The sequence below is a fragment of the Roseimicrobium gellanilyticum genome (assembly GCF_003315205.1).
Lineage (GTDB): Bacteria > Verrucomicrobiota > Verrucomicrobiia > Verrucomicrobiales > Verrucomicrobiaceae > Roseimicrobium > Roseimicrobium gellanilyticum.
The window spans coordinates 164,379-190,147 of sequence record NZ_QNRR01000010.1; the positions used below are offsets into that span (position 1 = coordinate 164,379).

The following is a 25,769-nucleotide window of genomic DNA, read 5'->3' on the forward strand; positions in this document are numbered from 1 at the left end:
CGCGCCATCCATCCCTTGGCACCGCGCTGAAACGCTATTTTTTCAGCCAATAGGAGACGGCTTCTCTCCAGGCTTCATTGATCATGGTTTCATCTTCCGAGAGTCTGGAAATGGTCTTTTCAAGCGAAGCGACGACCAGGTGAAATAGTTTTGGATTTGAGGCCTCGGGCACCACACGGCCAGAGGCCCAACCGTCGAGACAAATTCGCATATTGCCGAGCATGATTGTGCCCAAATCGATTTTGGTCAGGGAGTCCGTTGAGCCGCTTCTCATAGCCGTGTTGCCTGCGGTGTAGTTGCGATTGAAGTACTCCTTGATCGCCTTCTTCTCGGATTCTGATATCTGAATTTGGGAGCCATCGGTAAAAGGCTTTTCGTAAGGGGTGCGCATGGCCCGGCTGACCGCGTCCAGCTTGGCTTCACCCACCGCTTTCATGGTTCGCTCGACACCCTGAGCATGTGCTTGCGTCAGTGCTTCAAGGTCGGTCAAGCCTGCCACGTCTAATTGCTGCCTCAGGTAGAATGTGTAAAACTTCTTCCGCTCAGGAATGTCCAGTCTTTGATCGTGAAGGGCATCTATCAATCCAAGGACAGTGATTCGTCCGCTTATCGATGCCGTGCCAATTTTGACTTCTGACTCTGGGCTGGCGGCAATGTCTCCCGGCATCCAAACAATCAGAGCGAACAGTGTTACCACTTTCTGAAGGGTGGTTGGCATAAGCCAGAATGTGTCCAAGTTTGTCTTTGGACAAGTACGGAATGAGAGCTGCCGAGCTTGGAGACCTCAGCTGCGGCATGGCTCCCGAAAGCATGCACTGCGCGCTTCCAAAATTACTGCCCCGCCTTTACAGTAAGCCAGATCGTCGGCCCCGAGTCGCGCAGTGACGTCCCTCGCAGGGTTTCCCCTCGCAGCGGGCCCTCCACACGTTGAAACTTGGGCGGGTCAGACTTGTCCCAGATCGTTACGTTGACGGGCTGGCTGGCAGCAGAAGCATTGGCCGCGGCCTGGATTTTCAATTCCACTTCTCCACCCTTCTCAGGCACAGGCGTTTCCGGACAGAAGACACCCGTAGGTAGATTGCCCATGCGCACGGCAAGTGGTCCTTTGAAGCCATTGCGGAAGTTGAATTTGGCTTTGAGGCTCACGGTCTTTCCCGCGGTGAGGACAATGGGCTTGGCATCTGCCAGTGCTACGCTGTAGCCGGGTTGCGGTGGTCCGATCTCCAGCACATAGGACGCATCATCGCTGCCCTTGTGAAAGAGATCAGATACGATGACCTGATACACCCCATCCATTGGTGCATTCCATTGGAGTTGGGGGTCAGGCGAATTTCCGGAGTCATCCGAGGTGGAGGAAAACTTGCCATCCGGCCCCTCAATCTTCAGCAGGGAATCCAGCGGCAGTCCGAGCTCTTTCGACCACACGCGTGCCCCCATCCGATCGCCTTTCTTCAGCGTGATGGCATAGCGGTCCACATCCTCTTTGCCTGTGATTCGGCCACCCATGCATCCAGCTTCCACGGGTGTCGCTTGTTCCTTGGTATCGTTCGGCTCCTTCTCGGTTGCTGGAGCTTTGTCGCAAAGCACGATCTGAAGGGGGGCGAGGGTATTGGGGAGGGAAATTTGAGCAGTGCCATCTTCAATGTTGCGAAGCTGCGCACTGTCGATTGTCGTCTTCAACTTGCTCTGGTCAAGATTGTGGCCATGCAGTGTCAGCTCTGTCTTCCCACTTTTCATCACCGCGGCAGGGAAGAGTTGTGTCACCACCGGACCGCTGCTGAGATGCAGGCGATACACCATGGTTGCACTCCCCGTGAAGCGTTCATCCGCGGTGGGAGGGTGGGAGAAACCGGCGATCTGTACCATGTAGCGCCCGTCTTTGGGTGCTTTGAAGACAATGACAGGATCCAGATTCCGTCCGTCACTGGCGGTGAGCACGCGTTCACCGGCTTCGTTCACCACATGCGCCATCACATCGACGCCGGAGCCAAGTGTGTACGCCTCTACCATGCCCACGAGAGTCTGGCCCTCGCGGAGTTTGAGTGAGTATCCGTCGACATCGCCACCCTTGTCGAGCTTGCCATTGATGCACACAGGCATCTGCTGCAGCACCTGTGGCTTCTCCCAGGCGTCATTCGGCTCGGATTCTGTGATCTCCGGCAATGTGCCCACGCTGAACCAGCGCGGCTCGGAGGCGCCATCTTCATTCACGGCATGAATCAGGTAGAGCCCTGGCTTCGTCTCCGCACTGAGGGAGACATTCCACTCCCGTTTCTTGCCGGATGGTGTGAGCGTGAGACCGGGAGTCTCCGTCCAGAGCGTTGCCTTGTCATCCAGTTTCCCGCTGGCGGCTATTGTGAAGGTGGAGCCCACCTGGCCGCCAGCAGGGAATAGCGCCTGCAAAGTAGGCACCTCCGCACGCAAAGAAACTCCAGCCGAGAGAGCCAGTGCTCCAAGTCCCATCAACCAACGATGCACACGCACTCCCACGCAGAGCCTCACGCGAAGAGTTCCTTGATCGGCTTGCCGCCATTCACGAGATGCACCGGACGCCCCGTGCTGGTGTGCAGGAGTTGATGCGGATCGACACCAAGCTTCGTGTACAGCGAGACGGCAAAGTCCTCAGGTGAATAGATGTTCTCGGAGGCGTAGTAACCCTTCGGATCCGTGGCGCCCACAATCTGTCCGCCGGGAATGCCTGCGCCTGCCATGAGCACGCTCATGGCTCCCGGCCAGTGATCGCGGCCCGCATCCTTGTTCACCTTTGGCGTGCGACCGAATTCTCCAAGGCAAATCACCAGCGTGCTGTCCAGCATGCCGCGCTGATCGAGGTCCGTGATAAGGCCGCTCAAACCGCGATCCAGCTTGTCCGCATAGCTGTCCTTGTAGCCTTTGAAGAGGGCGCGGTGATGGTCCCAACCACCCCAATACGCCACGGTGAAAGACACACCCACCTCCGCCAGACGACGTGCAAGAAGCAGGCGCTGTCCGAAATCATTCTTCCCGTAGAGCTCACGGATTTTCTCCGGCTCCTTGCTCAGATCAAAGGCAGCCTGTGCCGTGGGCGAGGTCACGAGCTCCATGCCCTGCTGGTAGAACTGGTCAAAGCCCACGGTGGGATCCTCCGCCACCTGCTCGTGGATGCGCTGCATGCGATCCAGCGAGGCGCGCAGGTCATTGCGATTCATCGCGCGCCCTTCGCTGATGCCTTCTGGAATGGCCACGTCGCGCACGCGGAAAGATTTGGCACTTGGGTCCCCGCCAATCACAAAGGGGGCATGCTGCGCACCGAGGAAGTTCGGACCACCCGAGCGCGAGACACTGGGCAGGCTCATGTACGCGGGCAATCCTCCGCGCACGCCACGTTGATGGGACACCATCGATCCGAAGGAAGGATGGAAGCTCACAAACGCCCCGCAGCCCACCGGAACCGGAGTGGGCGAGCCCGTCATCAGGTAGTGATTGCCACCGCCATGGTTCGGATCCTTGTGGCAGATGGAACGGACGACGCTGAACTTGTTGAAGGTCTTCGCCAGCAGGGGAACCGTCTCGCTGAAGTGCACGCCGGGCACGCACGTCGGGATGGACTTGAAGTCTCCGCGAATGTCCTGCGGCGCGTCTGGCTTCGGGTCAAAAGTCTCGTAGTGCGAGGGACCACCGTCCAGCCACACCAAGATGCAATTGATCTGGTCCGGGCTCGCCTTGCCCCGTGCCTGGGCTGCCTGAGCCCTCAGCGTGAGGATATCCGTGAAGGCAAGACCACCCAACGCGCCGAAGCCGACCTGCAGGAAGTCACGGCGGCCGAGGCCATTGCAGTTGGTCTTGAAGAAACTCATGAACGGGGTGGAGGAGAGTAGGAATACGGCCCGGCGGGCGGTCTTCTTTTCAGTGGTTGAAAACGAACTCGGCGGAATTGATGAGCGCCCAGGCGAGGTCCCCGATGGCGTTCTGCCTGTTGGCCTGAGGCTGGTTCAGGAAGCGGATGGAGGTGCGAAGCTCCTCCTCGTCCGGCAGACGGCAGTACAGTGTGAGGTACAACTCGGAAACCAGATCGATGTCCGAGATGTCACGCTTCGCGAGCTGGCCAATGCGGCTGTCCGCACTGTTGAGCTTCTCCTGGATGTCGGAGGAATTCATCAGGTGCAGCGCCTGGATCACACTCGACTTGCGCTCACGCTCGCAGGGACACTCCTGGCTTGCATTGGGGCGGCCAAAGGCATCCAGGAAATCCGAGTCGATCTTGTAGTTCCAGGTCTGCACGGCGCGCGATTGCGGAGGCAGGCCGTTGTACTTGTCCTTCATGCCAGTGGCATCGCACACAGCATCCAGCAGCACCTCCGCGCTCATGCGGCGCTTGATGCCACGGGAGTAGTTTTTCGTGTCTGTCACATTGTGCTCATTCGGTTGGGTGCTGAGCTGGTACGTGCGCGAGTTCACAATGGTGCGCATGAGGTGCTTCATATCAAAGCCATGCGCGATGAAGTCCTGCGCCAGCCAGTCCAGCAGCGCTTCATTCGTCGGTGGATTGGAAACGCGGAAATCATCCACCGGATCCACGATGCCGCGCCCGAGGAAGTCCGACCAGATACGATTCACAATGGCGCGAGCGAAGAACGGATTGTCACTGCCGGACATCCAATCGGTGAGGCCTTTGCGCGGATCCTGCCCTTCCACATAAGGCATCTCGGGACCATCGGGCACCTTGGGCGTCATCACCGCATCCGTTACGGGGTGGGTGACTTTCCCACCACTGCCGTACCACACGTACTCTGGTTCACCGGAGATGGGAGCGGAGATACCCTGGCCCTTGCGCTTCATCTGGCCAAAAAAGGCGGCGAGCTGGAAGTAGTCCTCCTGGGTCCACTTCTCGCTCGGATGATGGTGGCACTTCGCACAGTCCAGACGCACACCGAGGAAGATTTGCCCCACGAAGGAAGTCGCATCGACGGGGTCGCGCTTGTCACGGTACACCGCTACTGGTCCGTACTCATGGCTGCTGCCCTCTGCAGTGAGCAGCTCCTTCACCATGGTGTTGTAAGGCTTGTTCGCGCGGAAGCTCTCGCGAAGCCACTGGTCGAGCAGGTAGACCGGCTTCACGCCCACGCGCGAAGGATTGGGCCGGATGAGGTCGCCCCATTTCACCGCCCAGTGGTCGGCGTAGTTGGGATGCTCCAGCAGTTCATCCACGATGCGCGTGCGTTTGTCGACACGCGTATCGGCCAGGAATTTCCGTGCCATCTCCGGCGTGGGCAGCATGCCGATGAGGTCGAGCGAGACTCGACGCAGGAACTCCGCATCCGAGCAAGTCTCAGAAGGCAGCAGGCCCAGCTTGCGATGCCGCTCGTACACCAGCCGATCGATCTCGTTGTTCACCGGCAGCTTTGTATAAAGCTCCTCGGGCAGGACCTTGTCTGAGGGAACGGTGATGCGCGCGACATCCACCAAGCCCATGTAGCGCACGACGATCACACCTTCGCCGCTCACCTTGCCCACCGTGACCACGCCCTGCTCATCCACGGAGGCCATCTCCTTGTCTTGGGAGAGGTAGTCTGCGAGGCGAGTGACATCGCGGGTCTTTCCATCCGAGTATGTGGCGGTGACTTTGAGCGTCTGGCTCGCAGCTTTCGCATACGTCTTCTCGCGCGGTTCCACGGCTACCGAGGTGAGCTTCGTCTCGATCTCAGAAGAGAAAGGCACACCCTGCTGCATCCAGTCGATAAGGATACGATAGGCTTCGCTATCCTTCTTGATGCGTTCGCCGCCCTCATGAGTGACTGCGCCTGTGGCCTTCTTCATCAGGAGGCTTTCCTCAGGAGCGGCCAGAAGGAGACGCCGACCGCGATCGTCGCTCACGATCTCATTGTAGTCGTGCTTCGGATCGTAGCCGAAGACGGAGAGCTTGAAGTTGTTTTGCCCCTCTGGCTTTGCATGGCAAGTGCCCGCCGCGCAGCCCGCTTTCATGAGATGTGGCATCACGTCATTCGTGAAGCTCACCGGGTCCGCCGCACGCACCATCACACCTGGCGACAGGGTCGCCAGAAGCATGGGGAGCAGCAGGTTGCGGGGCATTTGGAAATTACGGGAAAGGGCTTGGTTTCTTGCGATGGCTACTTGGGCTCAAGTTCACCTTTCGGCTGGCCTGTGGCAGCATCCCAAATGTAGACCTTCCCATTGAAGGCGCCTGCGAAAACACTCTTCGCATCGCCCGTAATGGCCACACTGGTGAGGTTCTCATTCACCGTGGTGAGCTTCTTCTCCTTGCCGGTATCGCTGCGCTGTTCCCCGGTGTGTTTGGTGAGTTCCGTGTACACGCTGCCATGGCCCTTCTCGGTGACCACGGCCAGCGCCTTGCCGTCAGGGGTCCAGGCCAGCGCGGTATAGACGGTCTTCTTGTCGCCCAGGGATACGTCCTGCTCCTTGCTTTTCACATCCCAGACTTTCACTTCCCGATCCGCGCCTGCGGTGGCAATCTGGGTGGCGTCTTTGTTGAAAGCGACGGCGAGCACATGGTTGGTGTGACCTTCATAGATGGCCACGAGTTTCAGCGTTGCGAGGTCCCATAGCTTCGCGAGCTTGTCCGCGCTGCCGCTCAGCAAGCGGTCACCTGAAGGAGAGAGGCGCAGGGCATAGATGGTGTCTTCATGTGCCTTCCATGTGCCAGAGAGAGTGCCGTCCTTGAGATTGAACTTCCGCAGGAAGCCCGCGCCGCCCGCTTCGCCATCGCCGGCGAAGAGAGTCTCACCCGTCTTGTCCAGCGCAAGGGCAGTGATGCTGCCAAGCAGCGGACCGTTCAACGTGCGCACCTGCTGGTGAGTGATGGTGTCCCATACCATGATGCGCTGGTAACCGCCTGTGATCAGCTGTTTGCCATCCGGCGTCCAGGCAAGGGACTGCACCGGTTCAGTGTGACCGCCTTCGAGCTTTCCCGCGACGGGACGTTCCGGTTTGGTCATGTCGATCAAAATCACGCTGCTACCGCGGCTGTACGCCAGCAGCTTCTCATCGGGTGAGAGGGCCACGGCCAGCACGGGCTGGTAACTCTGAGGTGGAGGAGCAAGTTTCACCGGCCTGGCTACGGGCGCCTCATCGAAGACTGAGGCATCCCAAACTGCGCCGCCATCGATCCAGGATTTCAATGCAGCCACATCCGTGTCAGCGAGCTGCTTCTTCGGCGGCATGTGGGGATCGCCTTCCTTCAGCACGACTTGATAGAGCAGGCTGTCTGCGCCTTTGCCAGGCATGATGGGGCTTCCATTGTCACCGCCCACCATCATCTTTTCATGGGTCGTGAGCAGCAAGCCTCCCTTCGCCTTGCCCGGCTTGTGGCAGCTCACGCACTGGTCCCGCAGCACACGCATGGCCGCTTTCGTGTCTGCCCCTGCTTCCGAGTTGAATGCCATCATCCCCATCGCAGCCAGCAGGCTGATGCGGTGAATGGTAAGGCGGGGCAGGAAGGACATGACAGGGGAAAAGCCGGAGGGAGGGACCTTCGACAACACTACGTCGGAATTGTTATTTCAGGTCCAGCCGTGCTCCATACATATTGGTCCCGCCAGTGCCTTCGAACGCCTTCGGCCCGAAGGTGGCGGGCAATGTGCACGAGCCGCCAAACACAAGGCCCCGCTCCGGGTGCCAGACCATAGTGTAGGCATTGTCACCCTTGGCCCCACCCGCCTGAACGATCCATTGCAGGGTCCCCTTGGCGTCCAATGCAGCCACGTAGATATCGGTGGCCCCTTTGGACGCCAGCGTCTGCCCGGCGAAGGTGGCCGTGGCGCTGAATTCACCTGTGACAAAGACCGTTCCCTTGTGGTCCGTGGCTGCACCGAGACAGTAGTCGACGGCAGGCCCCTGAATCACGCGGCTCCACTGCAAGTCACCACTGGCGCTGTAGTGTGCGAGCAGGCCATCGCTGTCCTTGTCGCCTGTGGTGTGATAGACTGTATCACCCACCGTGGCCTCTTTCTTGAACATGCCCGCAATCCACGCGCGACCGGAGCTGTCTACCGTGAGCTCATGGGCCCCGGCTCCTGCGCAGGTGCGCACCCACTGCGCCTTGCCTTCCGCATCGAGCTTGATGAGCAGGGTGGATTGTCCCTTCGCCGTGCTCAGGGGCAATCCTCCAAAAGTACCTGCGCCGCTCGTGGAGCCGGCGAGGTAGATATTGTCAGCGCCGTCCAGCGCCACGCCGTGTCCGCTGCTGGAATCCTTGCCTTCCGAGGCCTTCACCCATTTGAGCGTGCCGTTTGCATCATACTTCGCGCAGAAGATGGGACGTCCCGTGCCCGGCACCACCGTCTCACCGAACTTGCTCTCGCCAGACACAGCACCGGTGACGATAACATCCCCGTGGCTGTCCAGGGCGATGCCATGCCCGTAGTCGTACCCCTTGCCACCGGCAGTGCGTACCCACAGCAGCTCACCGTTGGGGGAGTACTTCGCCACAAAGATGTCGTAATCGCCTGCGTTGGGCAGTGCCTTGCCATCCACCAGGACATCGGTGCTCTGGTAGTGGCCGGTCACGTAGACATGCCCGGTCTTGTCCGCGACTACGCCATAGCCGCGATCCACCTGGCTGCCGCCCAGATTGCGTGCCCACAGGAAGCGGCCCTCTTTGTCGAGCTTGGCCAGCACAAAGTCCATGCCGCCTTTGCTCTTCATCTGAATTTCGCCAAACGAACTATCGCCCGTCACTTCGCCGGCAAGGAAGACATTCCCCTCACGGTCGAAGCAGATGGCTCGCGTCTTTCCGTTCTTCACTCCGACGCCGTGACTCATCCACGCAAATTCCGGTGCTTCAGCACAGAGAGCGGAGAGTGGGGCTGTGGAAATGACGAGCGCGGCGACGAGAAACTTCATGGGGAGAGAAGTCATACGCCGCCAGGGACTTACCCACTGACACGATTGTCCGCGATCATGGTACAATCCTCTCCAGCAGCGCCTGAATGTCTGGGAAGAGCGGTCTTTCGGCGGGTGTTCCCAGGCAATGGGCCTGCAGGATCCGCATCTGGTCCACGGCACTCGATTCGACAGCGTCGACCGTGCATCGATCCAACAGCTCTTCCAGCAGCACTCCGAAGGCGCGCACCTCCAGGCGCTCCAGCGCGAGCTTCAGACCGGGGTCGCCCTGGGGCACGAATGTCGCACCGCCGAAGTCCGTGATGCGGCACCGGCCATCCTCGTGATGGAGGATGTTGTGCGCATACAGGTCTCCGAGCATCTGGCCGCGCGCATGCAAGTGGGCTCCCACGGAAGCGGCACTCAGGGCGATGCTTTGCGCCGTTTCCAGGGTGAAGGTTTGGCTGGGGGCGTAGATGTCACGAGTGCAGCTCTCAAAACTCGGCGGTCCCGCCAGATTCATGAAGCCTTCATCCAGCAGGGACATCACCAGTCCGTGCGCTCCCTCGGGGTGCTGCGTGATGCGACCCAGCACATCCACAAAATTCTGGTGGCTGCCCGCCGCCAGCGCTGCGGCCATTTCATTCTCAGGCAGCCCGTCGCTGGTCATCGCACCTTTGAAGACTTTTACCGCCACGGGTTGTGCTTCACATCCATTCTTGGAGTGCCATTGAGCTCTTGAGATGCGGCCGGAGGCACCCTCGCCCAGCAGCTTATCCAGTTGCAGCGTACTCCATGGGATGTCCCTCATGGGGATATCATCTGAGGAAGGCGCGGGGGCCATGGGATTCCCTGCAAATGCCAGCCATGCCAGACGCGGCAGTGAGGTGAGCCACGAGGGCAGGTGCCCGAATTCATTGGCTGCGATGCGCAGCAGTTCCAGGTGTGTGAACTGGGCAAAGCACTCCGGCAGGTTGCGGAGCCGATTGCCGGAAAGCATCAGCTTTTGCATCTGCGTGCAGTGTCCAAGCGACTCTGGCAGCGTCTTGATGCGATTGTCCGTGAGAATCAACCAGCGCAAGTGCTCAGGAAAGGGGATGTCTGGCACAAGCTCAATCTGGTTCGACTTGAACCCCACCATGCGCAGGCTGGGGCACTCGCCGACAACCTCAGGGAAGGTGGTGAACTCATTTGAAGAGCAGAACAGGATGCGCAGTTTGTGCAGCCGCGGCAAGTCCTCCGGTAGCGAAGACAAGGCGTTGCCCGTGAGATTCAGGATTTCCAGTGTCTCTGAGTGTTCGAACACCTCCCGGGGCAATTCTGTGAGGCCGCAGCTCAGATCCAGCCGTGTTGCGTTGACGAGATTGCCGGAGCGAAGGATTTGAAGATTCTCCTGGGACATGCGCAGAAAGCTATGCCCTTCCGTGGAATGGCTTTCACTTCCCGTCAATCGATGGCTTTCAGCGAAGCCAACTTGGGATGCTTTGCAGAAGGCCGCCCGCTATTTCTGTGTCGCCGATTTCACATACAGCGCACTGAAGCGGATGTCCTTCTTCTTCGCCCCCTCGAAGATCACGCGGAGACGAATGCGCTCGGGCAAGTCTGTGATGCCAGTCTTGCCTGCCCACGAGATGGGTGTTTGAAAGCCGCTCTCGCGGACCACCGCCGAGTTTTTGCCTGAGTAGTTTTCCAGGGGGCGCATCTGGGCATCGAGCAATTCCACGCGCAGCCCGGCCTCATTGCTGAGTCCATCCGCATTCACATGGAATTCGTGAGGAGTGCCCGCCTTGGTGTTTACAGGTGCGGTGACGAACTCACTCTGTACCACGGGAAGTTGGTAGTCCCCTGGGCCTTGTCCGGCTTCTTCAAGCACCAGATCGCCGAAGCGATCCCGGGGTAGCACGGCAATACCCACACCCCCGCGCGGTGGTTCTTCCTCCCAGTGCCGTGGATCCCACGCGCCGTAGTAGACGTAGGTCTGTTCTTCCACGTTCTGGAATCCCTGTCCTTGGATCAAGCCTCCCTGATCCCAAGCTCCGTCATCACCGCGTTTCAGGAAGGTCCACTCATGCGCTGGCTCGCGGAATGCCACGCCGTCATTGCTCACGGCGAAGCCGAGGTCGATGGTCACATCCTTCCACTCCCTGGCGCCATGCCAGATGCCGAAAATGCCGAGCAGGACATTACCACGATTCCACACACTGATGCCTTCGTGCACCTGCTCCCCTTCGCGGCTGCGACCTGACCCGAGGAGGGTGTGCTGCTGTGGCCGCACGAGGCTGATGGCGCTGGTCTGTGACCAATTCTTGAAGTCGGGAGACTGGTAGACGCGTGCGACACGACCGTGATACGGGCGCGGGGCATCCATCGAGTTCTGACCGGAGGCAAAGAACATCCCATCCCACTTATACAGACCACCGCTCGGCTCGAAGTGGATCTTGGGCAGCACGAGATCATCCTCAGGCAGCTCTGCTTTGACGGATTTTACCGGCCTTTCCATTTTCCACGACAAGCCATCCGTGCTCACGAACGGTGCCAGCGTGCCGAGGCGTCGTTCCTGCCTGAAATACACATGGGAGGAGATTTTGTACCGTCTTGCCGGATCGGGATCTTCATCATCCCTGAGCACCTTCACATTCACAAATCCCAGCGGGTACGGATCCGTGGAGATGATGTTGTTGTCCTTGTTCCCGTGGAACTCCACGAGCCCGAGGTTTGGCTTCACCCACCTTACCCCGTCATCACTCTCTGCATAGGCGGCCCTCCAGCGTGCTGAGGCGACCTTGTTTTCCTTGTCGTCGTCGAAGGCCACATACCACATGCGGAACTTGCCGTTCTCGCGAATGACGGATCCATAGAACTGCACGCCGCGCGCATCTGCAGCTCCAGGCGCACCACGCGGCACCACGGGATTGGCCGGGTGCTTGGTGGGAGTGCGCATCTCCAGCCGCAGATTCTGCACGTGAGGAATGGAGACGCTGTCGAAGGCGAAGATGGTCGTGGCTTTGGTCTCGTCGAAATACTCCGCTGCGACGGAGGTGCTCGCAAACATCAGCGCGCAGGCGGGGGCCAGCAATCTTCGAAGGCACAGAGTAGACAGCTTCATAGTCATTGGGGCTGGGGGTTCTCCACGTACACAGCAAAGAGACGGGTCTTTTCCTGATTCTCACCCGACCAATTGATCCGGACACGGATGGGGCCGCCGACCTTTTCGACGGACTTCCGGCCCTGCCAGACAGCCGGCAGACGCATGCCTGACTTGGCCTCGAACGGCGTGAAGTCTGCGGCGGTATATCCGGGCAGTGGTCTGAGTTGCTCATCCAACAGTTCCACCGTGAGGTTTCCAGAGTCAGACAGACCGGTGGCATTCACATATACCTTTGCCCCTTCGTCCACAGTGGCGATGGGGCTTGAGATGCAATGCGCTTGTTTCGCTTCCGGAACGGGAGCGAAATAACCAAGCCGATCCCGCTGCCATGTCGCCACACGCACACCGGTGGGACTGTTGCGATCGACTTCGGTCCAGATGCCGTAGTACACAAAGGTGCGGTCGCCGATGTTGTGAAAGGCCTGTCCTTGTGTGAGCCGGGGCTCGGCACGGTCATCTTCTTCAAAGGAGGGGATGATCTTGAAGTCGGGCAGCGGTTCCTTGAAGTGGATGGCGTCGTTGCTCACCACCAGTCCAATGTCGACCACGGCGGTGCGGCGGTCATTGGTTTCATTGTGGTACTGGCCGTAGAATCCCAGCAGTACATTGCCACGGTTCCACACGCTGGCTCCCAGGTGCACCTGCTCTCCGCGATGAAACTCAAAGTCCTTGATAGGGCGTGGTGGGAGGTCGTCGCGACGGAAGCTCACGTGTCCCGCCGTGGTCCAGTTCTCGAAATCATAGGACGCCAGAGTGACCATCATGCGCTTCTGGGCTCTCATGTAGCCACGAATCTGGATGGGATGCGGCACCGGTCCGCCATGGCCATAGATGTAGTAGGCGCCGTTGTGCTTGACCAAACCAGTCGGCTCCAGGTTGCCACCGCCGAGGATGTCTTTCCCTCCGGCCACACTCTTCCACCTCACCCCATCCGCGCTCACGGCAGCGGGTTTCATCTCCGGGTTCACTTCACGCACCATCTTGAAGCGGCGCTCGGGATCCGGATCTTCGGGATCATAGAGCACCAGGACAATCATGCCTCTCATCGCCTGCTCACCATCAATGGCACAGAGGTTGTTTTCCTTGCTGCCGTTGTAGTCCACGAGACCCAGCTTGGGCTTGGTCCACTCCGTGCCGTTCTTGGAGACGGCGTAGCACACCTGCCGTGCTTTTCCGTCGAAGCCGGAGTACCACATGCGGTACTCGCCATCCACGTGCAGGATGGTGCCGCAGAAGTAGGCGCGTGGGAAATCCGGGTCACCTTTCTTTCCGATTGGCATGACGGGAGTGCCGGGATGCTCTGGATCAAAGCCGATGCTCGGCGCGTGAGCGGACTTGTGGCCGGGAACAAGCGTGAGGATCAGGCCCTTTGAAAAAGGAATGCCGTAGTCATCAAATGGGAACAGCACTGTCTCCGAAGTCTGCGCCTTAACGTTGTCCTGCGCGGGAAGATAACCGAGTGCAGGCAAGCATACGACCGCCAGCGCATGGACGATAGTGCGACGAGAGAGAGGGAGTCTCATGGTGCGGGAAAGGGTTCACTTTTCCAGGTGTCATCATGGTGGGAGCCGAAGAGATCCGTCTGTGGCAGGAGCAGTTCAGGCATGTTCCCTGCACCCATGGGTTCAGTGAGCGGATAGTGGCGGGCGGGAACGCCCATGGCCAGGGTGTGGGGTGGCACATCTTTGTTCACCACCGCGCCCGCGGCAATGAAGGAGCCGCGCCCGATGGTGATACCCGGGCAGATGGTTACTCCTCCGCCGATGGTGACGTGATCTTCAATGCTCGCACCTTCCACCGGGGCAGCGCGACGCATGGGCAGGCGGTCGTTCAAGAATGTGGTGCAAGGTCCGATGAAGACCATATTGCCAATCACTGTGGTGCTGGGGAGATAGACATGCGCCATGATCTTCACGCCATCGCCGATGCGCAACCGGCCCTCCAGGGTGCACTTGTGATGCACCACACACCGGTTGCCGATGGTCACCTCGCCCCGGATCAGCACCTGATGCCCGCATTGGAAGCGGTGACCGATCGTGGTGTTTGCATAGATGATGGAGCCGGAGCGGATGATCGCGTGGTCGCCGATGCGGGTGGGCTTCGAATCTCCGGGATAGCGGTAGCCAAGGATCACGCCGGGATCCACCTGCGCGTCAGCGCCCAATACATAGAAGCTATCATTTGGACTGGGCTGCTCCATCGTTGGCGAACCGGTTGAGGATTTCCACGCCTTTGGTGGCGAGCACATCGCCCGCGGGCCTTTGATAGGGCGCGCGAAAGCGGCTGTAGCGGTAGTGCGCACTCATGTATTCACCGTCGCCGGTGTTTGGACCATCGGTGAGATAGCCGTAGGACACATTGGTGTAACCGCAGGGAATGGTGAGAGGCAGCTTCGAGCCCGCACGCATCTGGCGGCCGATTCCTTGAAATGGTTCGAACGGCATGCCAACGATGCCCACGTCCCCGAGACGAATCACGTACAGCTCCACTTCGAGATGTCTGTCGATGGTATCTGCTTTCCCCTGCAGATGCATCTCCAGCGCCCAGCGGCTCCATGGTAGCACGCCTTCGATCAGCTTCCCCCGATACACCGGTGACAGTTCGCGAGGGAAATTCAACCCGGCGCATGAAAGTGTGTTTTCATCACCTGCATTGGCGCGCCTGATGAAGTCCTCCATTTCCGCGATCTCGGAGTGGAGTGTTTCCCGTGAAGGAAGAAGCGCCAGGGGGATCTGCGCCTTCGTCACTTCATAGTCGAAGCCGTCGCGAGCAGAGGGTTGCAGCATCTCCAGTGCCTTCACATAGCTGTCGCCCAGCATCTTCCCATACTTGGTGGAGAGTGCGACGTCTCCTCGGAACATCCCCTTGGAATTCACATCCCCTGCGCAGCCCTGCAGGAAACTCACGGGGCTTGGGCTTGCTGGATCGAGGTGCTGCGCTACGACATCGCATGCCACCTGCGGCCAGTCACCAAACACGATGGGCTTCTCTGGATGATAACACGTGCAGGGGTGTCCAGTGAACTGCACCAGGGCGGTGACGACTTTCCCCTGTTCGTTCTTCAGCACGACGATGGGGGCCTGGCGATCAATGTCCCCATTGTAGTCCACACCCACGAGGTCGCGATCCTCCTCGCGCATCAGGTAGGCGGTCCCATCGGCGCGGCGTCCTTTGCGATTGTAAGTGATGCGACCTTCGGACCCTTCGGCCCACCACACGGTCACAGGTTGCAGCAATGCAGGCAGACGCTTAGCATGGCTGAGCAGTTGATCCAGCAGTTCACGTCCCGTGGGCAGGAGTTGCGGTTCTGGGATCTTCTCCGGTGGCGTGGAGAGCACATCGTAGGCTTCCGTCTGATTGGAGGCCATCTTCATGTCGGTGTGGTTGTGGGAGACAAAGATCAACACGCGCTCCACGGGAAGCCCCAGTTCCCTGGCAATCGCACGCCGAAACATTGCGCTGACGTTTGCGGCCTTGGGTGAATTGAAGTGGGTGGTCACTAGGCATAGACGCTTCCCATGGTGCTCCAGCAGAGTGATGGTGGACTTCAAGGGCCCGGCGACATTCAGCACCACCGCGCCTGTCTTGCCCACGGTCGCCCCGCCTACCGTAGGAGTGACGCCGAACTCAAGAGCTGCGGCCCTGAGTGCCGGCTTCTTCACAGTCTCCACGGACCAGACCTGAGGTGAGGCAGCGAGCACCGCCAGCCAAATCAGAACCGCATTCCTGAATAAAGAGAAGGACGCATGCATGAGGCGAATCAAACCCGGTGCGGGGCTGGCAGTGCGATGTTCATACGGAGACCTTTCGTGAATCCTTCATCGCTTCATCCGCGCGGCTGATGTTTCTCCTGACGGTCCACACGCACGGCAAACACCAGCAAGGCCGTGATTGCAGCTGATGCGGCCAGGGCGAGCAGTCCGGCAGTATATCCGGTGGTTTCCTCCTTTAGCCAGCCCATGCCGTAGGGGCCGACGAAGCTGCCGAGATTTCCCACCGAGTTGATCAAACCAATCGCCGCGGCATTCGCCGTGCCGGCAAGGAAGCTGGTGGCATAGGCCCAGAAGCTGGAGGTGTAGCCCATGAGGCCAATCACGGCGATGCACAGGCACACGATGGCGATTGCCAGATGCCCCTGCCACGTGGCGAGGGCCACCAGACCGAAGCTGCCCACGACCATGAGCGCAATCGTGTGCCAGCGGCGCTCGCGCGTGCGATCGGAGGACCATCCGGCGGCTACCTTCGCCACCACGCCCAGTGAGTAGGGGAGCGAAACGAGCAGGGACACTTCCATATTGGTGAAGCCTGACATCGACTTGATCATCTTTGGCAACCAGTAGCCGAGCCCATTGGAAGCGATGAGGCCGAAGAAGTAAGCGGCAGAGAACAGCAGCACCTGCGGATTCCTGATGGCTTCCAGGATGGAGGAGGCATGCTGTTTGCCTTCGAGTTCTCTCGCGGCACGCTCGCGATCCAGCTCATTCACGAGCCAGGCTTTCTCCTCAGCGGGCAGCCACGTTGCGTTCTCAGGCCGCTCCGTCAGGAAGAACCATGTGGTAATCCCCAATACGATCGCAGGAATGCCTTCGAGGATGAAGAGCCAGCGCCATCCCTCCATGCCAAACCACTGTAGATTCAACAGCAAGCCGGAGATGGGACCGCCGATCACCATTGCCAGGGAGATGGCGGACATGAAGATCGCCACGGCCTTCGCCTTGTCCGCACCACGGAACCAGTGCCCCAGGTACACGATGATCGCCGGGAAGAATCCCGCCTCCGCCGCACCGATGAGAAAGCGCAGCCAGTAGAACTGCTGCGCATTCTGGATGAATCCCATGGCCACCGCGAAGATCCCCCAGGTCAGCATGATCCGGCAGATCCACTTTCGCACACCCCATCGCGATGCGATGACGGCACCGGGCACTTCCAGCAGGAAATAGCCAATGAAGAAGATGCCTGCTCCGAGCCCATACGTCTTCTCCGTGAAACCGAGGTCCGCGGTCATCTCCAGCGCCGCGTAGCTGACGTTCACGCGATCGAGATAGGCGATCACATAGAGCAGGACGAGATACGGCATGAGCCGCCACATCACCCGATTCCGGACGCGTGAGCTGATGTCTTGAGTCGAGGCAGTCACGTGGTGGGAAGTGCAATTGCCGCACCGCCCACTGAACGGAGCGGACAGCGCAATCCTTCCCCAAGATCTTCATGATCTGCGGACAGGACATGGCCTGCCTCAGTCCGCACATCTGGCTTCTTTCAGTGCCCTACAGTGAGCGCCGCGGCTCCTTCAGGGCCTTGACCTGCTTCACCATGATCACGAGGAAGATCACGAAGATGACCCCGATGGTGCCAGCAAGCGCCGGGCTTTCGCGGCTTGCGAAGACAGGCGCCCCCAGGGGGAACCGGGTGAATGTCTCGGTGATGCCGGGAATGAAATGGAAGAACAAGGTCGTGGTGTAGCAGAGAGTCTCCACCAGGGCAGACTTGCCGCCGAATGTCTTTTTTGTCTCTGCCAGCCATGCCGCACCCAGCACCAGCAGTGTGATGATGCCCAGCACATGAGGCACCCCAAACCCGCCAAGGTTGTAAATGCCGAATCCCGTGAGGCACGTCAGGACCGTGGAGTGGATGTAGACCTGCCCGACTCCGTTCTTCGAAGTGATCCGGAACTGGCGCACGAGCGCGATGATTCCGGCAATGACTGCAATGACGCCAATGACCGTGTGAATGATGCCGAGTGTGGACATGGGAGGGTGGTGTTTTTTTCGGTGAGCAGATGATGGGGGCGAAGACCTGACTGGGCTGTGAGCGGGCTCAGCGCAGGCCTCCAGCAGCGTAGAGGCATTCGCCCGTGATCCATCCGGAATCTGCCGAAGCCAGGAAGGCAACCACAGGTGCGATGTCATCCGGCTGGCCGAGACGCCCAAGCGGAGTCATGGCAACGACTGCGTCTGCGTAGTTGATAATCCCGGCGGCGTGGATGCCCTCGGTTTCGATCAGGCCCGGATTGACGGAGTTCACACGAATCTTCTTTGGAGCGAGTTCCTTTGAAAAGGTGCGGGTGAGTCCATCCACGGCGGACTTGGTGGCGTTGTACACAGGAGTGCCCGGTGAGGACAGCGTGCTGAGTACAGAGCTCACATTGATGATGCTGCCACCTTCACCCATGTACTTGAGTGCCTCCTGGGTCGCGAAGATGAGGCCGAGAACGTTCAGATTGAAATGTACGTGAAAGTTCTCTTCGGTGATCTCACCCACGGGGGCTCCGCGATAGAGGCCTGCGTTGTTCACCAGGATGTCCACCTTCCCATAGGCGTCACGCGCCTCGTTGAAGAGGCGTGTGACGTCGGCCTGCTTTGCCACATCCGCTTGCGCAGCGATGGCCTTGCCGCCTCCCGAGGTGATGGCATTCACCACCTTGTCCGCGCCCTCCCTACTGGTGGCGTAGTTCACCACCACGGAGGCGCCCTCTGCTCCGAGGCGCTTGGCAATGGCTGCTCCGATGCCTTTGGACGCTCCCGTGACGACTGCTACTTTTCCGTCGAGTCTCATGATCGGTTCGTGGAATGGTTTGGCTGGAGGCTTCAGGATTGGATGAATTCGAGCAGGTCCTTGTTGAGTTGTTCCTTGGCGGTGTCTCCAAGACTGTGGGAGCCGCCGGGATAGATCTTCAAGATGGAGTTCTTCACCAGTTTCGAGGAGAGCATCGCGGATGCGCCGATGGGCACAATCTGGTCGTCATCGCCGTGGATGATGAGCGTGGGCACGTCGAACTTCTTCAGGTCTTCCGTGAAGTCGGTTTCCGAGAAGGCCTTGATGCAGTCGTAGGCATTCTTATGCCCGGACATCATGCCCTGGTTGTACCAGGACTGGATGACACCTTGGGAGACCTTCGCCCCGGGGCGGTTGAAGTTGAAGAATGGGCCACTGGCCACATCCAGGAAGAACTGGGCGCGGTCCGCGAGGTAGGCGGCACGGAAACCATCGAACACTTCAATCGGTAGCCCGCCCGGATTCGCCTCCGTCTTCAGCATGATGGGAGGCACCGCCCCCATGAGCACTGCCTTGGCCACACGGCTGGTGCCATGGCGGCCGATGTAACGCGCAACTTCGCCACCTCCGGTGGAGTGGCCAATCATGATCACATTCTTGAGGTCGAGTTTCTCAAAGAGCTCGGCGAGATCATCCGCGTACTGGTCCATGTGATTGCCATCCCACGGCTGGCTGGAGCGCCCGTGACCGCGGCGGTCATGCCCGATGCAGCGGTAGCCATTGGAGGCCAGGAAGAACATCTGTGCCTCCCACGCATCTGCAGTGAGTGGCCATCCGTGGCTGAAGACGACCGGCTGTCCAGTGCCCCAGTCCTTGTAGTAGATCTGCGTGCCGTCTTTGGTGGTGATGTAGCTCATGGTTTGTGTTGGTTGGATTGGTTTTGGAAAAGAGGCTCTGACACGACCGAAACGGACATCATGGCTGGTCCCGCCCTGCCGGGATACTGGAGTCGTGTGCCAAATTGGTTTCGCAGCAAGGTAAGTGCCACGAAGCCATGTCATTACGCCGCCAGTTGATTTTTCCAGATCCCAGATTGCCTGCTCCCAAGTGCGCGAATTGTGAACCGCGAGATTGCCCGAATCGTGTGTTCTCTGCAATGGAAGAAAAACTTTAGCTTGGAATTGTGGTGCGGGTTGCCCACACGGGATCAGCCGAGCGTTTCGTCCGGGATGAACGTGGGCATCATGCGAATGGTTCGCGAAGCCAGTGTCCCCGTTTCCGCCAGCTCCCGCATGGCCTTGGCTGCCTTCCGGGCAAACTTCTCCGCATCCACTGCATAGCGGGCAAGGGACGGGCTCGCATGCCAGAGGAAACTCTCATCGTCACGTGACAGCACCACCGCATCTTTTGGCAGACGAAAGCCACGCCGCATGAGGTGCATGGTCACCGTGAGTGCATGCATCGCCCTTGCCACCAGGAAGGCGGTGGGGCGCTCGGCGGATGCCAGGGTCTTGTCGAGAAGGGCACAAAGGTGGGCTTTGTTCCGATGGTGCAACACGGTGAGGCGGGCCCTGGAATTCCCATCCACCGCCTCGCGGATACCGCGTTCGCTTTCCCTGTCCCCTCCGGTGCTGCTGGCTGGCAGTATCATCGCGATGTGTCGATGCCCTTTGCGCAGGAGCAGCATGCCCGCATGCCGGCACGTGGCTCGGTAGTCGGCATCAATGGAAGGAAGGGGGAACTCTTCCGGGCAGGTGCCGAGTACGAGGCATGGAATGGAGGACTTGAGAAACCACTTCTGCATGGGAACACTTGAGCCCATGAGCAGCCAGGCAGCGGCGGGCACTTTGCGCATGAGTCTTTCGAGCGCCTTTGCCGGTTGTTTCGAGTAGCAGGAGGGATCCACGACCAGTTCCATCTGCCAGCGATTCTTTGCGAGCTGCTCGCGCAGGATATCAATGACCAGCAGCGAGGCGGGAGGCATGGTGCGCAAGGGGGCAAGAGCCACCGCACCCACGATCCGGTTGCCGGTGGCGCTGGCACTCTGGGATGGAACCTTTCGAATCTCCCGCCGCTTCCGGTGGGAGACGCTGATCCACCCCTTGAGCTGCAGGTCCTTCAATGCGGCACGCACGGTTGGTCGGCTGACCTGCAAAGTGGCGCAGAGATCGCGCTCGCCAGGGAGGCGCGCCTGCCAGCGTCCGGATCGGATGCCATCGCACAAGCTGCGCACAGTCTGTGCCACGAGCGTGATCCGCTGTGGGAGCGGGGGAATTGCGGGCTGGGCTTGTCGTGCCATCTGGTCAGGTCTTGTGACCAAGAGCATGCGATTGGCCACACCCACGGGCAAGCTCATACTCATGGCCTCTCACGTTTTCTGAATACGCATGTCCTGGAAACTGGTCACCGAACTTTCTGATGCGGATCACGCGCTGCGTGATCGTGCCGTCGAGGGCTTTGTCCCCGAAAAGGTTTTTGATATCCATACACACCTCTTTCACACCCGGCACTTTGCCGAGGGCAAACGACCCGCCTTCCTTGATGAGAATCGCGGCTACGGTTTGCGCGACTTCAATGAAGCTGTGGCGCGCTGGATGCCGGGGCGTCAGGTGGAGGGATTGTTCTTTGGTTACCCCTCAGCGGGTAATGATCGTGCGGGTGAGAATACCTGGATGCAGGATCAGATCGCTCCTGTGGTCCAGAACAGCAATACGCGTGCCCTTGTCCTTGCCGCGCCGGAGGATGATCCTGCCGCTGTGCGCCGTCTGCTGGAGAGTGGGGTCTTCATCGGCATCAAATGTTATCGCCTCTACGCCCCCGTGGAGGATACACGGCATGCGACCATCGAGTCCTTCACACCGGAGTGGATGTGGCAGCTTTGCCACGAGTTCGATGGCGTGCTGATGCTGCACATCATGCGCGATGGAGGGATCACAGATCCTCACAATGTCGAGACGCTGCGCCGTCTGTGCCGTCGCTATCCGCGTTGTCGCCTGGTGCTGGCGCATGTGGCGCGCTCCTTCAACTACCGCCACGCGCGAGAAGGTCTGCAGAACATCGTGGATCTCGACAACGTGGTCGTGGACACCTCCGCAGTGACTCAGGCCGGCGCGTTCCGTGCCGCGCTGGAGGTGCTCGGGCCGCGCCGGGTGCTCTGGGGCAGTGACTACATGGTCAGTGAGCTGCGCGGCATCTGCTTCACCCAGGGAGATGGCTTCACATGGGTCTATGCCGATGACACGTCAGCCAGGGACCTGACAGTCTTCGGCCATCACACACTCGTCAGCATTGAGTCACTCCTCTGCCTGAGGGAAGCGTGTGAGGACGCCGGCATGACACCGGCGGATATCCAGGACATCTTCCGCGACAACGCGCTCCGGCTGCTCGCTCCTCATCTGCGGCCCTCATCCGTGCCCGATTCGAGCGATGGTCCGACACGGTGGCGCGAGGCCCGCGAAAAGATCTCGTGCGGCACGGGTCTCATGTCGAAGCGTGCCGAGAGCTTCGATCCCGTGAGCTGGCCCAGTTATTTCTCGCGCTGTTCCGGGCCACACATTTGGGACATGAATGGCCGTCGTTTCGTGGACTTCACGGGCGGGGTGGGAGCTATCTTGCTGGGGCACAGCGATCCTGAGGTGAATGCTGCCGTGCATCGGCGGGTGAACCTGGGAAGCTACTGCACTTTGGTGGCGCCAGAGGAAGTCGAACTGGCGGAACTGCTGCTTGAGCTTCATCCCTGGGCACAGCGGGTGCGTTATGCGCGTGGAGGAGGTGAGGCGCTGGCCCTGGCTGTTCGTATCGCGCGTGCGGCGACTGGTCGCAGTGGGGTGGCGTTCTGCGGCTACCATGGGTGGAGTGACTGGTATCTCGCGGCGAATCTCGGCAACCACGCGGCGCTGGATGGACATCTGCTTCCGGGCCTTGAGCCACACGGGGTGCCACGCGAACTCGCAGGTACTTCGGTTCCCTTCAAATACAACGACCTTGAGGCGTTCGAATCCGCGATGGTGCAGCTTGATGGCCGTCTCGCTGCTGTGGTCATGGAGCCTTTCCGTTCCGAGCTTCCGCGTGATGGCTTTGTTGAGAAGGTGGCAGCGCGGTGCCGTGCTGCGGGTGCGGTGCTCATCGTGGATGAAGTCACGGCAGGCTGGCGCTTTGGTTTCCCAGGCGGATGCGCGAAGCTGGGAATCGAGCCCGACATCGCTGTGTATGCCAAGGCGATGAGCAATGGCATTCCCTGCGGTGCTGTCGTGGGGCGCGGCTCTGTCATGGATGCTGCCAACACCAGCTTCATCTCCAGCAGCTACTGGACGGACGGCATTGGCCCCGCTGCGGCGCTCGCCTGCATTCGAAAGATGCGACGCGCCGGCACGCAGGCTTACGTGGAGAAGCTCGGCGACCAACTTCACGCCATGTTGAGAGGGCTCCGCTCAAAGCATCCCGCCTTAAATCTCACCCTTGGGAACCGCCCTTGTGCGCCATCAGTCACGTTTGCCTTGGGATCTGAATCCCTTGCCGCCAAGGCCCTCATGATTCGCAAGATGCTCACGCGGGGATTCATGATGTCCAGTCAGCTCTATGTGATGCAGGCTCATGAGGAGTCCCATCTTCATTCCATGATCACGGCGCTTGATGAAACGCTCACGGAAATAGGAGAGCTGCAGGCTGCTGGTCGCCTCGGAAGTGAGGCCGGTCATGCCATGCCCAGCAGTGGCTTCACCCGTCTCGCCTGAGTATCACCCAAATCTCGCGCCATCACCCGCTACTGCGGAGCGTGGTGGGTGCGCATCAAGGTATTGATCTCCTCGTGCGAGAGCGCGGCATTGAAGATGAAAACCTCGTCCACATCTCCCTTGAAGAAGCGCGGTCCGGGATCGCCATTGCGAACAGGGTCGGGGAAGGCCACGTTGCGACCAAGCCAGAGGCCGTGACCCGCGTTGAGCACGTCGGTGTTGATTTCCGTGCGAGTCTTGCGTGTGACGATCTCGGGCTTGCCATCCACGTAGAGCATCACGTTCGTGGCAATGGAAGCGCGGGAGCCGCCATACATCACCACGGCGATGTGGTGCCACTGATTGTCCCGCAGATCCGTGGTGCCCACGATGCGACCATTGTCATAGATGCCGAGACGCAGGCGACCCACAGGACCATCCTGGACAATGGTGTTGGCCGACATCTGCCACGCGTTGGGACCGGTGAGCGAGCCCCACGAGATGATGCCGTGGCCGTACACCGAGTCCTTGTTCAGCTCTTTGGGGATGCGCACCCACAAGGCAACCGTGCGGGAAGCCGTGCCGCCAATGCCGGGGAACGGAGATTCTGCGTACACTGCTTTGCCGTCGAGGGAGAGGCCCTTGCCGGACACCCCCTCAATCAGCTGGGGTCCCTTGCCTGGAGTGGGGACCTTGTCAGGATAAGAAAGCAGATCCAGCCTTGCCTGCCCATCCACGCCCAGGTCCTTGCCATTGTTCACCACGGTGCCTGCGTTGATCTCGTCGAAGCTCCAGTGAATGTATCCCGGTGCCCGCCCAGCGGAGACTGGCATGGAGGTTACGAAGGTGTTCGCGTCCGCGTCGATGCGTTCGATGGAAGGGCCATGAATACGGAGGCCTTCATTGTCGAAGAGTGTGGTCGTGGGTCCTGAGTTCTTCGCAGTGACATCCACCACGCCGGAGAGCACGTGGACTTCCATGGCTGCTCCCTGAACCATGTGCACACAGAATTCCGTGCCGCGGTCCACTGCGATTCCCTCGGTCGTCTCCACGGAGAAGCCATGGGCTGAAGGAGGACACCGCACGGAAATGCGGCCGCTGTGCAGATACGCATGCATGCCGTCCTTGAGTTCTACATCGAAGGGTCCCTCCAGCACCATGCGGGCACCACTTTCGAAGGCCAGCTCCACCAGGCCGGCCTGGGCGCGCAGGCGTGTGTCCTTCGCCAGATCAGAACTCTTGAGGGATGGCGCTGCTCCAGTCCAAACGATGCCTTCGGAGCGGGAAAGGGTTGCAGCTGGAGTGTGAATCTGATCAAGCCACCAGGCTCCGCCAGTGAGCATCAGGACAATCGCTGCTGCTGCCGCCACCCAGCGCAGGTGCTTTTGCCACAGCCAGCGCCGTGCCTTCTCCGCAGAGCGCCAGGCTGCCTGGATGGAGGCCGTATCCGGCTGCTGCAGACGCATGGCCACCTCACGTGCGGCGTACTGGCCGCTGGGATCGCTGAGCGCCAGGGGCAGGAGACGCTCCACTGTCAGCACGCGCATGAGTGCCACCCGTGCCTCTTCACTCTCGCGGCACAAGGCCAGAAGCTGCACCCCTTCCTCGACGGACAGGGTGCCTTCCGCGGCTCTCGCCGCCAGGGTCTGCCATTGCATCGTGTTCATGAGGGAGTGGTGGCCGGGGGAGTGCCGCGCAGGGTTGCCTCCACGCAGTCACCAATGACTACACGCAGGCGGTGAAGTTGCATCGATACAGCAGACGTCTTCCTTTGCAATCTTTGTGCCAGCTCATCTAGTGACATTCCTTCCGCATATCGTGCTTGTAGGAGCAACCGGGAGGGGCCTTCAATTTGGTCCAGACAGTCCCTAAGAGCTTCCAGGGCAGCATTCTCACGCTCCGCCGGGAGGTGGGAGGGCAGACCGTTATCAATGAGCGCCTGCAGTTCCTCGTTCAAGCCAATGGGCAGGGCGCGGAATTTCCTCCGGTGATTGGCCAGCAGGTTCATGGCAATCCCGCGCAACCAGGGGCCAATGGGCCGGTTCGGGTCGCAGTCCGCCAGTTTCCGGAAGGCGGTGACAAAGGCTTCCTGCGCCAGGTCCTCCGCATCATGTGAATTGGCCAGACGCACCGCAAGGCAGGCGCGAACGCCCGCATGATGCCGCTGTACCAGCGTCGCAAAGGCGCTGATGTCGCCACTTTGGGCGGCACGAATAAGACGTGATTCTTCGTCAGATGGGGACACGGGGAACGGGGGGATGCCTATAGATTGTTTCGTTCAGAGAATTTCAGCACACAAAGGGAGAAAGAAATACCCCACGCCGTCGGCGAAGACCTGCTTCCCACGAGGGAAAGAGGGGCTGTCAAAAAAAATTTGATGGCGATGTGCTGCTTCGAGTTGGGCAAGACAATGTAAACACAAAGGACCCCATCGTCGAGGCGGAGTCCGAGCTTCCAGAAGTGCCTGTTTGGTTAGCAGGCAGTCAACCCACGCTTCAAATGATATCTCGCTCAAGATTCAGCTCCATTGGTGGGAATCCTTCCCAGACCCCCACGAGGGACGGGTTCTCGTCTGT

At 59.8% G+C, this 25,769-nt stretch carries 19 protein-coding genes; 1 reads left to right on the top strand and 18 read right to left on the bottom strand.

Annotated elements, in window-relative coordinates; translation table 11 throughout:
• Positions 1–34 precede the first annotated feature (34 nt).
• The 16 genes from DES53_RS24055 to DES53_RS24130 form a co-directional block, all read right to left on the bottom strand.
• Positions 35–718, bottom strand: a complete 684-nt coding sequence (locus tag DES53_RS24055; protein WP_113960877.1) for a hypothetical protein — start codon at positions 716–718, stop codon at positions 35–37.
• Between the two features lie 113 nt (positions 719–831).
• The gene (locus DES53_RS24060) at positions 832–2,463 is read right to left on the bottom strand and encodes an IPT/TIG domain-containing protein (RefSeq protein ID WP_147263580.1); all 1,632 of its coding nucleotides are present in this window, start codon (positions 2,461–2,463) and stop codon (positions 832–834) included.
• Positions 2,464–2,498: 35 nt separating this feature from the next.
• A complete protein-coding gene (locus DES53_RS24065) occupies positions 2,499–3,836 on the bottom strand; it encodes a DUF1501 domain-containing protein (protein ID WP_113960879.1) in 1,338 nt (445 codons plus the stop codon).
• 49 nt (positions 3,837–3,885) lie between these two features.
• The gene (locus DES53_RS24070; RefSeq protein ID WP_113960880.1) at positions 3,886–6,069 is read right to left on the bottom strand and encodes a DUF1553 domain-containing protein; all 2,184 of its coding nucleotides are present in this window, start codon (positions 6,067–6,069) and stop codon (positions 3,886–3,888) included.
• A 38-nt stretch (positions 6,070–6,107) separates the two neighbouring features.
• Positions 6,108–7,460 carry a c-type cytochrome domain-containing protein gene (locus DES53_RS24075; protein ID WP_113960881.1) on the bottom strand — a complete coding sequence of 451 codons (1,353 nt, stop codon included), beginning with the start codon at positions 7,458–7,460 and terminating at the stop codon, positions 6,108–6,110.
• A gap of 52 nt (positions 7,461–7,512) precedes the next feature.
• Entirely contained in the window at positions 7,513–8,859 is a 1,347-nt protein-coding gene (locus DES53_RS24080; protein WP_113960882.1) for an NHL repeat-containing protein, read from the bottom strand.
• A 55-nt stretch (positions 8,860–8,914) separates the two neighbouring features.
• Positions 8,915–10,240: a leucine-rich repeat-containing protein kinase family protein gene (locus DES53_RS24085; protein WP_113960883.1), complete on the bottom strand. Its 1,326-nt coding sequence runs from the start codon at positions 10,238–10,240 to the stop codon at positions 8,915–8,917.
• Positions 10,241–10,339: 99 nt separating this feature from the next.
• Entirely contained in the window at positions 10,340–11,944 is a 1,605-nt protein-coding gene (locus DES53_RS24090) for a glycoside hydrolase family protein (RefSeq protein ID WP_147263581.1), read from the bottom strand.
• A 2-nt stretch (positions 11,945–11,946) separates the two neighbouring features.
• The gene (locus tag DES53_RS24095; protein ID WP_113960885.1) at positions 11,947–13,509 is read right to left on the bottom strand and encodes a hypothetical protein; all 1,563 of its coding nucleotides are present in this window, start codon (positions 13,507–13,509) and stop codon (positions 11,947–11,949) included.
• Positions 13,506–14,186 carry an acyltransferase gene (locus DES53_RS24100; RefSeq protein WP_170157353.1) on the bottom strand — a complete coding sequence of 227 codons (681 nt, stop codon included), beginning with the start codon at positions 14,184–14,186 and terminating at the stop codon, positions 13,506–13,508. The genes DES53_RS24095 and DES53_RS24100 overlap by 4 nt, the downstream gene beginning before the upstream one ends.
• Complete coding sequence (locus DES53_RS24105; RefSeq protein ID WP_113960887.1) at positions 14,164–15,738, bottom strand: hypothetical protein; 1,575 nt, start codon at positions 15,736–15,738, stop codon at positions 14,164–14,166. Before DES53_RS24105 ends, DES53_RS24100 begins: the two co-directional genes overlap by 23 nt.
• Before the next feature lie 74 nt (positions 15,739–15,812).
• Positions 15,813–17,123, bottom strand: coding sequence for an MFS transporter (locus DES53_RS24110; protein WP_147263582.1), 1,311 nt, complete (start codon positions 17,121–17,123; stop codon positions 15,813–15,815).
• A 130-nt stretch (positions 17,124–17,253) separates the two neighbouring features.
• Positions 17,254–17,736: a hypothetical protein gene (locus DES53_RS24115; RefSeq protein WP_113960889.1), complete on the bottom strand. Its 483-nt coding sequence runs from the start codon at positions 17,734–17,736 to the stop codon at positions 17,254–17,256.
• A gap of 67 nt (positions 17,737–17,803) precedes the next feature.
• Complete coding sequence (locus tag DES53_RS24120) at positions 17,804–18,544, bottom strand: glucose 1-dehydrogenase (RefSeq protein WP_342782374.1); 741 nt, start codon at positions 18,542–18,544, stop codon at positions 17,804–17,806.
• Positions 18,545–18,573: 29 nt separating this feature from the next.
• On the bottom strand, positions 18,574–19,398 hold the full coding sequence (locus DES53_RS24125) for an alpha/beta fold hydrolase (protein ID WP_113960891.1): 825 nt from the start codon (positions 19,396–19,398) through the stop codon (positions 18,574–18,576).
• 290 nt (positions 19,399–19,688) lie between these two features.
• Positions 19,689–20,843 (bottom strand): GntR family transcriptional regulator, encoded by a 1,155-nt coding sequence (locus DES53_RS24130; protein ID WP_113960892.1) that lies wholly within the window; start codon positions 20,841–20,843, stop codon positions 19,689–19,691.
• A gap of 25 nt (positions 20,844–20,868) precedes the next feature.
• On the opposite strand from DES53_RS24130, the gene DES53_RS24135 reads away from it, so the two are divergent.
• Positions 20,869–23,214, top strand: a complete 2,346-nt coding sequence (locus tag DES53_RS24135; protein WP_113960893.1) for an aminotransferase class III-fold pyridoxal phosphate-dependent enzyme — start codon at positions 20,869–20,871, stop codon at positions 23,212–23,214.
• A gap of 29 nt (positions 23,215–23,243) precedes the next feature.
• Here DES53_RS24135 and DES53_RS24140 read toward each other — a convergent pair whose 3' ends face one another.
• Positions 23,244–24,860, bottom strand: coding sequence for a LamG-like jellyroll fold domain-containing protein (locus DES53_RS24140; RefSeq protein ID WP_113960894.1), 1,617 nt, complete (start codon positions 24,858–24,860; stop codon positions 23,244–23,246).
• Complete coding sequence (locus DES53_RS24145) at positions 24,857–25,438, bottom strand: sigma-70 family RNA polymerase sigma factor (protein ID WP_170157354.1); 582 nt, start codon at positions 25,436–25,438, stop codon at positions 24,857–24,859. Before DES53_RS24145 ends, DES53_RS24140 begins: the two co-directional genes overlap by 4 nt.
• Between the last annotated feature and the right edge of the window lie 331 nt (positions 25,439–25,769).

What these genes read in the sequence shown, in the direction of transcription:
- DES53_RS24055 (WP_113960877.1), bottom strand. Translation starts at nt 718, where the DNA reads ATGCCAACCACCCTTCAGAAAGTGGTAACACTGTTCGCTCTGATTGTT.
- DES53_RS24060 (WP_147263580.1), bottom strand. Translation starts at nt 2,463, where the DNA reads ATGGGACTTGGAGCACTGGCTCTCTCGGCTGGAGTTTCTTTGCGTGCG.
- DES53_RS24065 (WP_113960879.1), bottom strand. Translation starts at nt 3,836, where the DNA reads ATGAGTTTCTTCAAGACCAACTGCAATGGCCTCGGCCGCCGTGACTTC.
- DES53_RS24070 (WP_113960880.1), bottom strand. Translation starts at nt 6,069, where the DNA reads ATGCCCCGCAACCTGCTGCTCCCCATGCTTCTGGCGACCCTGTCGCCA.
- DES53_RS24075 (WP_113960881.1), bottom strand. Translation starts at nt 7,460, where the DNA reads ATGTCCTTCCTGCCCCGCCTTACCATTCACCGCATCAGCCTGCTGGCT.
- DES53_RS24080 (WP_113960882.1), bottom strand. Translation starts at nt 8,859, where the DNA reads ATGAAGTTTCTCGTCGCCGCGCTCGTCATTTCCACAGCCCCACTCTCC.
- DES53_RS24085 (WP_113960883.1), bottom strand. Translation starts at nt 10,240, where the DNA reads ATGTCCCAGGAGAATCTTCAAATCCTTCGCTCCGGCAATCTCGTCAAC.
- DES53_RS24090 (WP_147263581.1), bottom strand. Translation starts at nt 11,944, where the DNA reads ATGAAGCTGTCTACTCTGTGCCTTCGAAGATTGCTGGCCCCCGCCTGC.
- DES53_RS24095 (WP_113960885.1), bottom strand. Translation starts at nt 13,509, where the DNA reads ATGAGACTCCCTCTCTCTCGTCGCACTATCGTCCATGCGCTGGCGGTC.
- DES53_RS24100 (WP_170157353.1), bottom strand. Translation starts at nt 14,186, where the DNA reads ATGGAGCAGCCCAGTCCAAATGATAGCTTCTATGTATTGGGCGCTGAC.
- DES53_RS24105 (WP_113960887.1), bottom strand. Translation starts at nt 15,738, where the DNA reads ATGCATGCGTCCTTCTCTTTATTCAGGAATGCGGTTCTGATTTGGCTG.
- DES53_RS24115 (WP_113960889.1), bottom strand. Translation starts at nt 17,736, where the DNA reads ATGTCCACACTCGGCATCATTCACACGGTCATTGGCGTCATTGCAGTC.
- DES53_RS24125 (WP_113960891.1), bottom strand. Translation starts at nt 19,398, where the DNA reads ATGAGCTACATCACCACCAAAGACGGCACGCAGATCTACTACAAGGAC.
- DES53_RS24130 (WP_113960892.1), bottom strand. Translation starts at nt 20,843, where the DNA reads ATGAGTATGAGCTTGCCCGTGGGTGTGGCCAATCGCATGCTCTTGGTC.
- DES53_RS24135 (WP_113960893.1), top strand. Translation starts at nt 20,869, where the DNA reads ATGTCCTGGAAACTGGTCACCGAACTTTCTGATGCGGATCACGCGCTG.
- DES53_RS24140 (WP_113960894.1), bottom strand. Translation starts at nt 24,860, where the DNA reads ATGAACACGATGCAATGGCAGACCCTGGCGGCGAGAGCCGCGGAAGGC.